The organism is Milkweed yellows phytoplasma str. MW1 (genome assembly GCF_000309485.1).
GTDB lineage: Bacteria > Bacillota_I > Bacilli_A > Acholeplasmatales > Acholeplasmataceae > Phytoplasma.
On record NZ_AKIL01000050.1, the window covers coordinates 1 to 10,276 of the forward strand.

General features: G+C 25.7%; 10 protein-coding genes. 8 read left to right on the forward strand and 2 right to left on the reverse strand.

Annotation, left to right across the window (positions count from 1 at the left end; all coding sequences use genetic code 11):
- The first annotated feature begins 75 nt into the window (after positions 1 to 75).
- The 5 genes from RI76_RS01160 (at position 76) to trhA (ending at position 3,678) form a co-directional block, all read left to right on the forward strand.
- The gene (locus RI76_RS01160; protein ID WP_017192306.1) at positions 76 to 726 is read left to right on the forward strand and encodes a S26 family signal peptidase; all 651 of its coding nucleotides are present in this window, start codon (positions 76 to 78) and stop codon (positions 724 to 726) included.
- 39 nt (positions 727 to 765) lie between these two features.
- Entirely contained in the window at positions 766 to 1,416 is a 651-nt protein-coding gene (locus tag RI76_RS01165; protein WP_017192307.1) for a uracil-DNA glycosylase, read from the forward strand.
- Positions 1,417 to 1,638: 222 nt separating this feature from the next.
- Positions 1,639 to 2,433 (forward strand): ribonuclease HIII, encoded by a 795-nt coding sequence (gene rnhC, locus RI76_RS01175; RefSeq protein WP_017192309.1) that lies wholly within the window; start codon positions 1,639 to 1,641, stop codon positions 2,431 to 2,433.
- A gap of 63 nt (positions 2,434 to 2,496) precedes the next feature.
- Positions 2,497 to 2,916, forward strand: coding sequence for an HIT family protein (locus RI76_RS01180; protein ID WP_017192310.1), 420 nt, complete (start codon positions 2,497 to 2,499; stop codon positions 2,914 to 2,916).
- Positions 2,917 to 3,000: 84 nt separating this feature from the next.
- Positions 3,001 to 3,678 (forward strand): PAQR family membrane homeostasis protein TrhA, encoded by a 678-nt coding sequence (trhA, locus tag RI76_RS01185; RefSeq protein ID WP_017192311.1) that lies wholly within the window; start codon positions 3,001 to 3,003, stop codon positions 3,676 to 3,678.
- A 375-nt stretch (positions 3,679 to 4,053) separates the two neighbouring features.
- Here the strand turns inward: trhA and ruvB are convergent, their stop codons facing one another.
- Together ruvB and ruvA are read right to left on the reverse strand one after the other, a co-directional pair.
- The gene (gene ruvB, locus RI76_RS01190) at positions 4,054 to 5,061 is read right to left on the reverse strand and encodes a Holliday junction branch migration DNA helicase RuvB (protein ID WP_017192312.1); all 1,008 of its coding nucleotides are present in this window, start codon (positions 5,059 to 5,061) and stop codon (positions 4,054 to 4,056) included.
- Positions 5,062 to 5,077: 16 nt separating this feature from the next.
- On the reverse strand, positions 5,078 to 5,647 hold the full coding sequence (ruvA, locus tag RI76_RS01195) for a Holliday junction branch migration protein RuvA (RefSeq protein WP_017192313.1): 570 nt from the start codon (positions 5,645 to 5,647) through the stop codon (positions 5,078 to 5,080).
- A gap of 119 nt (positions 5,648 to 5,766) precedes the next feature.
- Here ruvA and RI76_RS01200 point away from each other — a divergent pair, with 119 nt between their 5' ends.
- Genes RI76_RS01200 through tpiA form a run of 3 tightly spaced genes read left to right on the forward strand, consistent with a single transcriptional unit; the run spans position 5,767 to position 10,164 of the window.
- Complete coding sequence (locus RI76_RS01200) at positions 5,767 to 8,814, forward strand: hypothetical protein (RefSeq protein WP_017192314.1); 3,048 nt, start codon at positions 5,767 to 5,769, stop codon at positions 8,812 to 8,814.
- A 36-nt stretch (positions 8,815 to 8,850) separates the two neighbouring features.
- Positions 8,851 to 9,381, forward strand: coding sequence for a helix-turn-helix domain-containing protein (locus tag RI76_RS01205; protein WP_017192315.1), 531 nt, complete (start codon positions 8,851 to 8,853; stop codon positions 9,379 to 9,381).
- 15 nt (positions 9,382 to 9,396) lie between these two features.
- Positions 9,397 to 10,164, forward strand: a complete 768-nt coding sequence (gene tpiA, locus RI76_RS01210) for a triose-phosphate isomerase (RefSeq protein WP_017192316.1) — start codon at positions 9,397 to 9,399, stop codon at positions 10,162 to 10,164.
- Positions 10,165 to 10,276 lie beyond the last annotated feature (112 nt).

A 10,276-nucleotide genomic window follows, 5' to 3' on the forward strand; every position in this document is an offset into this window, starting at 1 on the left:
GTTAGTTAATTATATTTCTAATAATCTAATAATTTATTTCTCAAAAGATTCGAAAAGTCACGGTACAAAAAAATCATGAAAAAAAATGATCATTCTCCAATAAAAAATATTTTTAAAACTATTGTTACTGTTTTCAATTACGTTATTTTATTCTTAGTTGTTTTAATGATGTTATTTAACGTTTTTGGTTCATTAGCTACCACTTTGAAATATTTTCGTTTTAGTTTATCTAAAGTGCCTACTAAAAGCATGTACCCAGCTATCAAACCGGGAGATTATGTTTTAATTAAATATATATCGGACGAAGATAAGAAAAAATTAAAACCAGGTGAAAAAGATGGAGATATCATTGTTTTTGAACCTAGCGGGAAACAAGCAGATGGCACAACTTCAGATATTTCGGATTTGAAAAAACAACGTGCTCAATATGTTATCCATAGAGTTGTTAAAAACGTTCCCAACAACAAAGGAAATGCAAAAAAAGACAAAGATAAAACATTAATAACGACCAAAGGAGATAACAATAAGGAATCTTCGGATTATGAAACAAATTTACGATATGAGGATATTAGAGCTAAACACGTGCTTATTATTCCCAAATTTTATGTTTATTTTGTCTTTTTTGCAGTCTTGATCTTATTTATGTTTGATTTATATTTATCCTATATAAGGGACGATGACGAAGAAGAGGAAAAATACGAAGAGTATGAAGAGGAAGAAGAATAAAAACACCATTAATTAAAAGATTTGGGATAAAATAATATTGTGTGGAAAACCATCATAGAACAAGAAAAACAAAAAAATTATTTTCAAAAAATATCACTTTTTTTAGAAGAAGAACATAACCAAGGCAAAGAAATTTTCCCTCCTCAAAAAGATATTTTTAATGCTTTTGAATTCACCCCTTGGGAGAAAGTAAAAGTAGTTATTTTAGGACAAGATCCTTATACCGGTGTTAATCAAGCTCATGGCTTATCTTTTAGTGTTTTAAACGATAAAACGCCCGCTAGTTTAAGAAATATTTTTAAAGAGTTGAAAAATAATTTATCTTTAGAAACAAAGACAAACAATTTGTCTAATTGGGCTTTTCAAGGAGTTTTATTATTAAACGCGATTTTAACGGTAGAAAAAGGAAAACCTTTAAGTCATAGTAATATCGGTTGGCAAAGTTTTACTAAAAATATTTTAAAAACTTTAAACCGCAAAGAAAAGATTGTCTATATTTTATGGGGCAAATTCGCACAAACTTTTGAACAATACATTGATGCGGATAAAAATCATATTATTAAAAGTCCCCATCCTTCGCCCCTTTCAGCTCATAGAGGATTTTTCGATTCTCAACCGTTTTCTAAAACAAACCAATATTTAGCACAAAATAAAATTCCTATTATTGATTGGTCTTTAACTGAAAAATAAAAACAAGATAGCTTATAGATCGATCAATTAAATCATTCTTTTTCCAAGGAAAAATAAGAGGTTTTTAATGTCTGAAAATCACACTTTTAAATTAAATTTAGAACAAATAAAAATTCTGCAAAAAAATTACCAAAAAGACATGATTTCGCATAATAATCCTACCGTTATGGCGGTTGTTAAAAAAAAAATGTTAAAATTACTTTTTTCAAAAAAGGAACTTGTTTGCTTCAAGGTAAAAATATTCAAAAAGAAATCGCTTTTATTCAAGAAAAATTGAATCTTCCGCAGCAACCAAACCTTCTTTTGTCTAAAACTCCTTCCCAGACTTTATCTTCTGAATTTTCTTCCCGCCTTGCCAAAGAGAGTCTTTTAGCAAGAACAAATAATATTGGTTTGGACGAAGTAGGAACAGGCGATGTTTTCGGTCCGGTTGTGGTATGTGCTGTTTTATTAAGAAAAGAAGAAATGTCTGTTTTACAAGAAGAAATAGGCATTCAAGATTCTAAAAAATTATCTTCTCAACAAATTTTTAAAATAGCTCCTTTAGTGATGCAAAAAGTACCTTATCGTGTTCAAATTCTTCTTCCCCAAGAATACAATCTTTTAATTAAAAACAATAATTTAAATAAAATCAAAGCTTTATTGCATAACAATAATCTTTTAGAGTTTTTAAAGGAATTGCCGAATCCAAAATACCCTGTTATTTTGGATCAATTTGCTTCTCCTAAAAATTATTTTTCTTATTTAGCCAACGAAAAAGAAGTTTTCCGCAATCTTCTTTTGGAAACCAAAGCCGAATCTAAATATTTAAGCGTTGCTTTGGCTTCTATTATCGCTAGATATGTTTTTTTACAAGAAATAAAAGCTTTAAATAAATCCCTACAAATAGATTTAAAATTAGGCTCTTCTAAGTTAGTGGATGAACAAATTAAGTGGATTTATCAAAGCAAAGGCTTAGAGGTTTTAAAAAAAATTTCTAAAAATAATTTTAGAAATATCAGAACTTATTTAAAATAACATTATCTTTATAAATGATAGTTATTCTTTTAAAAAATAGAAGAAAAAAGAGGTTTTTTAATTATGTATACTATATTTACTAAAATTATTCGCCATGAAATTCCTGGTTATATTTTATATGAAGATGATTTAGTGGTCGCGTTTTTAGATGTTTCGCAAAACACTAAAGGTCATACATTAGTGGCTACTAAAGAGGAATATGTGAATATACACGCAGTTCCGACAGAGGTCTTAAAACATTTATTTGGAGTAGTACAACAAATGAGTCGCGTTTTAGTTCAAACTTTTAACGCTGAAGGAATCAATTTATTAAATAATAACGGCGCAATAGCCGGTCAAACAGTTTTTCATTTTCACGTGCATTTATTGCCGCGTTATAACGAAAAAGAGCTGATAATTAACGCTGTTAATCATATGAACCAATTGACTAAAAAAGATTATCAAGAAATTCAAAACAGTATTTTAAAAAACTGGCATAAATAAAATTTTTTTGTTAAAAAAAATATGATTAAATAACCTTTTTTAATTATTTACAAACATTTCCCAAGAAAGGAGGATGGTATAAGAATGAATTGGCCAACTAAAAAAGTAGAACGACAAACAATAGGCGAAGAAATAGCTAACGCGATATCACACGGTATAATGGTTCCTTTAAGTATTTTTATTTTTTGTTTTTTTCATAAATGTTCTTTGCATGATAAAGGTCACAGTCGTATCCCTTTATTCGCTTTTATTGTGACTATGATGATCCTTTATTCTATGAGTTCTTTATATCACGCTTTAGCTTTTACTAAAGCTAAAAAATTATTCCAAAGATTCGATCATATAAGTATTTATTTATTGATTTGGGGCAGTTTCTTCCCTTTTTTATTTTTAAAATTAGATCAAGAGTTGTTTTCTATCGACAGCCTTAAAGTGACAAAAGGTTGGTTCTTTTTCTTGATCCAAACCATAGTTGTTTTTATAGGAATTTCATTTAAAATTTTGAGTTTCGATAAAGGCAAAAAAATACATTTGTTTTTATTTTTAATCTTAGGTTGGAGTGGTCTTTTTTTAATCCATTCTCTTTGGGATTTGAAAAAGAGTTTGTTTTTTTTGGTCTTAGGCGGAGTAGCTTACAGCGCAGGAGTTATTTTTTATAATAATTCTTATAAGAAATATTACCATTTTATTTGGCATCTTTTCGTTAATGCCGGTAATCTTTTACATGTTGCAGCTATCCATTATATGTTAGAAAAATTGTAAAGTTAACCATAAATATTAACAAATAATAGAATTTTACTATATAAATGAAAAAATTAAGAATATCAAATTTATTGAAACAATCTATTTAAACAATTAAAAAAAGACCTCTTTCAAATAAAAAAGGTCTTAGTGAGATCGATTGTTTGGGCTTCTATTCAAAAAATAAACAAATAACTCACTAAACCGCTGAATGCGGTTTTTTTGTTTGTTTTTAAAAAAAAAAAAAAACGGAACAGCAAAGGGAGGCCAGTTTGTAATAAGGAGCAATCCCGAAACGTATCTCTGATCTATCCTGATAATATAATACCACCAAAATTCAACACCAAATACCGTTTTCCTTGCCCCATCCATCGAGTTCGAACAATCAATCGCAGTTCATGATTTTTTATGAATATTTTTTTGTTTTAATAATTGGGTGGTTAAATCGGTGGCAATTCTGCCTTGAGCAGTTCTTTTGATATAACCTTTTTTAATTAAAAAAGGTTCATGAACTTCTTCAATGGTAAATATTTCTTCTCCGATAGTGGCGGCAATATTTTTAATACCGACTGGACCACCGTTAAATTGATTCACTAATGTGTTTAAATAATTATAATCTGTTTCGTTTAAACCGTTAGAATCTATTTGTAGCTTTTCTAAGGTGTCTAAGGTTATTTGATAAGTAAGAACTTTATTAGAATAAATTTCAGCAAAATCTCTTACTCTTCTGAATAAACGGTTAGCGATTCTAGGGGTTCCTCTACTTCTTTTAACTAATTCTGCTAAAGCTTTTTCTTCTATTTGGTTACCATAAACCGACGCAGTTCTTTTTAAAATAAGTTTTAACTCTTTTTCGTTATAATAATTTAATTTTAAAATTAAGCCAAAACGATCTCTTAAAGGGAAAGAAATATGACCGAATTTAGTAGTTGCTCCTACTAAAGTGAAAGGCGGCAAATCAATGCGCACTGTACGTCTTTCGTTTTCTTTACCGATAATAATGTCTAAAACATAATCTTCCATAGCGGCATATAAAATTTCTTCAATACTTTTCGGCAAGCGATGAATTTCATCAATAAATAAAACATCTCCTGGTTGAAGATTGCTTAAAATAGCTGCTAAATCGCCAGTTTTTTCTATCACGGCTCCACTGGTAATTTTAAAATTAACCTTTAATTCATTAGCTATAATTTTAGCTAAAGTAGTTTTGCCTAAGCCAGGCGGACCGTAAAATAAAAGATGATCTAACGATTCTTTTCTTTTTTGGGCAGCTTTAATATAGACGCTTAAAATATTTTTAATATTTGATTGTCCTGCGTATTGGTTTAACAATAGTGGTCTTAAAAATTGTTCATCTTTATTATTTATTTTGATTTCTTCGTTGACAATATCTTTAGTATTCATGTTATTTTTAATCCTTTTATTTATTAATTAAAAGTTTTAAAGCTTCTTTTATCATTAATTCTAAACTTTGGTTAGAATCTATTTTATAAATGATATGTTCGACTTGTTTAGCGTTAAAACCTAAATTCATCAAAGCATCTTTAACATCATTTTGTTTAGGGTTGAGGACAAAAGCGTTGGTTTGTGTTTTTGGAGTAACTAAATTATTTTGTAAATGGAAAATAATTTGTTGAGCTGTTTTTTTACCAATGCCAGGGAATTTCATTAAATAAGCGATGTTATTTTGTTTAATAGCGTTTTGCGTTTCTTGAAAAAATTCTACATTGGTGATCACAATAGCGCTTTTAGGTCCTATTCCTGGAATAGAAATTAATTTTTTAAAAAAAGAAAGAAATTTCATTTCTGTAAAACCATACAAATCACGGATATTATCTTTAATATAATAATAAAGAAATAATTTTACTTCTTGTTCTATATGGAAAAAATAAGGGCTACAAAAATGAATATGATAACCAATACCATGATTATCAACAATAACGCTATTTTTATTAATTTCGATAATTTTACCTTTAATATAATAATACATTTTACACCTCGAGCTGCTCTCTATTTGATTATAACATTTTAAATATCATTATCTTATGTTTTAGTGTGTTATAATATATAATAAGTATTAATATTAGGGTAACGAGGATAAAATGAATAATGTCTTTTAATCAAAAAAATGTTTCTTCTATAACTGATATTGAACACAATAATAAAGATTTTTCGCAAAATAATTTATTATTTGTGTTAAATTATTTGAATAATCTTTTACAAAGCAATAATTCCTTTCCTTATAATTATCAGGCCCAAAGTATGTCTTTTGAACAAGAAATTGATCAAAAAACTAAAATATTAAATCAGCAAATTTTTCTTAAATTAAAAGATTTAAACGTTGATCATCACAATAACCTATCTTATATTAAAAATAAATTTCAAAGCATTTTATACACTAATTTTATTCAAAAAGATAAAAAAGAACACAAATGCATTAAAGAATTAATGAAAAAAATTAAACATAATAATTTTGCTAAAAAAAAAAATAACACTTTATTTGAACAAAATATTGATTCTTTAAAACAAAAAACACAAACCGATTTAGACAATATTATTTTTTTGGAACACAAAACACATACAGAACAAGAAAAAGAACAAAATAATTTTTTACAAAAACATTTAGAAATTTCCGAAAAAACTAAATTCAAAACCAACGAAACCTATCAATATTTTCATGAAAAAAATATATTAATTAATAAACAAATCATCGCTTTAAAAAACGGTTTAAACGCTAATTTAGATAAAATAGAAAGAAATTATAAAAATAATTTAACTCACATTAACCAAAAAGAAATTAAGAAAAATAATATTTTTGCGGAAAAAATGCAAAAAATAAATGATCTTTTTCAAAATAAATTAACGGATCATAATAAAATCTTTGATCAAGAAAAAAACACTTTTAAACATAATCAACATGCTTTAGAAGAAAAAAAACAGATGTTATTTGAAGAAAAAAAATTAATGATGTTTTTTTTTCTGGAATCAGTGTCTAAAACTAAAGAAAAATGTTTTTTATCTTTAATGAAAGAAATGATGCAAAATGAAATCCGTTATTATAAAGATTTAAATATTTGGCGTAAAAAATATTTTTGGTTAAAATTTCTTTACAACAAATCATTAAACATCATTGCTTTAGAAAAAAAAATCTTTTTTAAAATTACTGACATGGAGATTTATAACCAACATTTAATTTGTAAACAAAAAAAAGAATTAATTAATCATGAATATCTCCAACAAATTAAAATGCTAGATATCGAATTAAGACAAACAGATGTTCAAAAACATTATGAAATGATTAAAATCGAAAGACGAGAAGAAAACGCTAAAAACAAATTAGAATATTTATTTTTACAAAAAAATCAAGATATACAAAAAAAAATTCACAATTTAGAATTTCAAAGAAAAGTTTTATTTTTAAAGCATAAAACCCAACATAAAAAATATTTATTAAAGATGCAGTTAAAAATTGAAAAAATTAAAATTACATCTGAATATTATGCTAAAATAATTCAAAATCATAAACAAACACAACGTTTAAAAGAAAATTTAGAACATCTATATGTTAATCAAGAACATAAAATACATTTTGCAAATATGAACTATAAACAACAACAAGAAAATTTATTATTTCGTATGAAAGTTCAACAAATCAAAATAGAAAATATCATAGAAAAAAATTTTATCAATCAAAAAAATATTTTAAAAAAAATAATTTCTTTTATTAATCATCTTAACGAAGCTAATAACCGACAAAATAATTTGATAAACATAATGCAAGATAAATTAAACAATTATTTAAACAATAATAAATCTAAAGTCTTATTTGATACAGAAGAATTTGAAGAAGTGAGTTCTTTGTTGCAATTTTTTATTGATCAAATTCACGACAAACACTTTGATTCACATTATCTTTTGCAAAAAGAAATATATCTTTTCGAAGAGTTGTTGATACAAGAAAAAATTGATTTAATCCAGGTTATTTTAGAATATTATGATAAAAATATTTCTTTTATTCGTGATTTAGTTCATAATGTACAATTTAAATATGATAATCCTAATAATAATTTTTTCGCTGTTTTTGATAAAAAAATTAAAATTTCTAATAATCTTTATCAATCATGGAAAGAACAATTAAATCATTGGCAAAAGCAAAAGAAGACCAATAACGACCAAAAAGAAAGCCAAATCAACGCTTTACGAAAAACACAAAATAAAATATTACAAAAAAAGAATTTTTATCAAAATAAATTGTTTCAACAAATTATTACCATTAATCAAACATCTGCTCCAAAAACTTTTTTATCTCAAATATCAAATAAATTCAAAGTAAAAAAGTTTTGGAATTATTGGTGGTCTTTTTGGCATAATTTAACCTCATTTGTGGATCAATCTCGCCTAGATTATTACGAATGGAACAAATATAATCGTCATATCTTATCTAAGCAAGAACAAAATAAGCAAAACTTATTATTGATCCATAATAATAAAATTTTTTTATTAACTGATATTTTTTTAGATATCGCTAAAGACATTCATTTTTCTCAAATTAAAAATATCCATTTCGTAGCCCAAGAAGAAGAAAAAAGAATCAAAAAAACAATCGAAAAAGAACAACAAGCTATTAATCAACAGCTAGTTCAAATGAAAGAAAAAATTACTTTAATTCAGGAAAATTTAGATGATACTTTGAAAGAAATAGAGAATAATTTCGTCCAAGAAATGAAGCAAATAGAAGAAGAAAAAAAGCTTTTATTTCAAGATTTCTTATCTGCTTTTAAAAAAAAATCTGATTTAATAGTTAAAAAAATAAAATTATACCCTATACAAAACAAAATAATCAAACAAAACCAAGAAAAGAAAGAAAAAATTATTTTCGACTCTTACGAAAATAGCCAAAACACCTTTTTACAAAAAAATAACTCTATTTTAAAACAAATTAATAAAATTGATAAAAAAACTGTTCGTTTTCGTAAAAAACAGCTTTTCCGAGGAAAAATCAAATTATTACTCTTAAAAATTTTATGGAGATTGAAATATCAAAAAGACAAATTAGAATTATATAAAAATCATAAAAAAAATAAAAATAATTCGAAAAAATATTTTAATCAACAAATTTATTTATACCGAGAATTAAATCTCTTATTAGGTATATAAAAAAGTTATTTAAAAAAATATTAAAAGGAAGATGAAGTGGATATTGGATTTCAAATTAGAACTTTAAGATTAAAAAATAAATTAACACAAAAAGAATTGTCTGACAAAATTAATGTTACTAGTGGTTATATTTCTCAAATTGAAAATAATTTAATTTCTCCTTCTTTAAAAACTTTATTTCCTTTGTTAGAAATTTTTAACGTTTCAGTATCAGATTTTTTTAAACAAGAGAAAAATTTATCATTAATCAACACCAAAGAAGATTTTATTAGTGCGCCAAATCATAATTTAAAGCATACTATTTATAATATATTTCCAAAATTAGAAAAAAATAAAATAAAACCTATTATAATAGAAATAGAACCCCAAGGACAAACAATAATTCAAACAAGAACAATCAATGATGAATTTTGTTATGTTTTAGAAGGTGAAGTGGTTTTAGTTTTAAACAAAAAACATTATTTATTAAAAAAAGACGATACTTTTTATTTATCTATTAATGAAGAATATCATTTATTGAACAATTCTTCAGAAAAGACCAAAATATTAAAAGTAACAGCTTTTTAAAAACAGAGGAAAAAAATGAAAAAAATTATTATAGCAGGCAATTGGAAATTACACAAAAACAAAGATGAATCTTTGAATTATATTTTTCAAGTGAACGACAAAGTACCTAATAAAAAGGAAGTAGAAACAATTATTTTTCCACAAATTACTTTATTAGATGCTTTAACACAAATAGAAGGTAAACATTTAAGAATTGGCGCTCAAAACGTTTTTTATCAAAATGAAGGTGCCTTTACAGGAGAGATTTCTCCCCAAAATATTAAATCTTTAGGCGTTACATATGTTTTAATCGGACACAGCGAAAGAAGAATCCTTTCTCAAGAAACGGATGAAATAGTTAATTTAAAACTTTTAGCTGTTTTAGAACAACAAATGCGTTCTTTGGTTTGTTTAGGGGAAAGTTTAGAAGTAAAAGAAAAAAACGAAACTCAAACATATTTAAATAACCAATTAGAAATTATTTTTCAAAATGTAGCCAGCGATTCTTTAAAAGATATTATTTTAGCTTATGAGCCAATTTGGGCTATTAACACTGGCAAAAGTGCTACACCAGAAGATGCTAATTACAACATTGGTCAAATAAGAAAGAAAATCGCTACTATGTATGACGAAGAAGCGGCTCAAAAATTTAACATTATTTACGGTGGATCCGTGAACGTTTCTAATGTAGAAGCTTTTTTACAACAAAAAGAAATTAATGGTATTTTAGCCGGTAATAGTTCTTTAAAATATGAAAATTTTTTATTTTTTACAGAAATAGCCAAAAAATATACACAAGAATGAGGTGCCCCACAAAAGTGGATCCAAAAGGAAACAACTAATTGAACCAAATTGTTTATTAATTAAAAATAAACAGTTTGGTTTTTTTATTTAGCCAAACTTAAAAAAGGAGTTT

Bases quoted from the DNA above. Each gene is read 5' to 3' on its own strand.
- RI76_RS01180 (WP_017192310.1), top strand. From the start codon at position 2,497: ATGTATACTATATTTACTAAAATTATTCGCCATGAAATTCCTGGTTAT.
- RI76_RS01200 (WP_017192314.1), top strand. From the start codon at position 5,767: ATGTCTTTTAATCAAAAAAATGTTTCTTCTATAACTGATATTGAACAC.
- ruvB (WP_017192312.1), bottom strand. From the start codon at position 5,061: ATGAATACTAAAGATATTGTCAACGAAGAAATCAAAATAAATAATAAA.
- RI76_RS01160 (WP_017192306.1), top strand. From the start codon at position 76: ATGAAAAAAAATGATCATTCTCCAATAAAAAATATTTTTAAAACTATT.
- ruvA (WP_017192313.1), bottom strand. From the start codon at position 5,647: ATGTATTATTATATTAAAGGTAAAATTATCGAAATTAATAAAAATAGC.
- trhA (WP_017192311.1), top strand. From the start codon at position 3,001: ATGAATTGGCCAACTAAAAAAGTAGAACGACAAACAATAGGCGAAGAA.
- tpiA (WP_017192316.1), top strand. From the start codon at position 9,397: ATGAAAAAAATTATTATAGCAGGCAATTGGAAATTACACAAAAACAAA.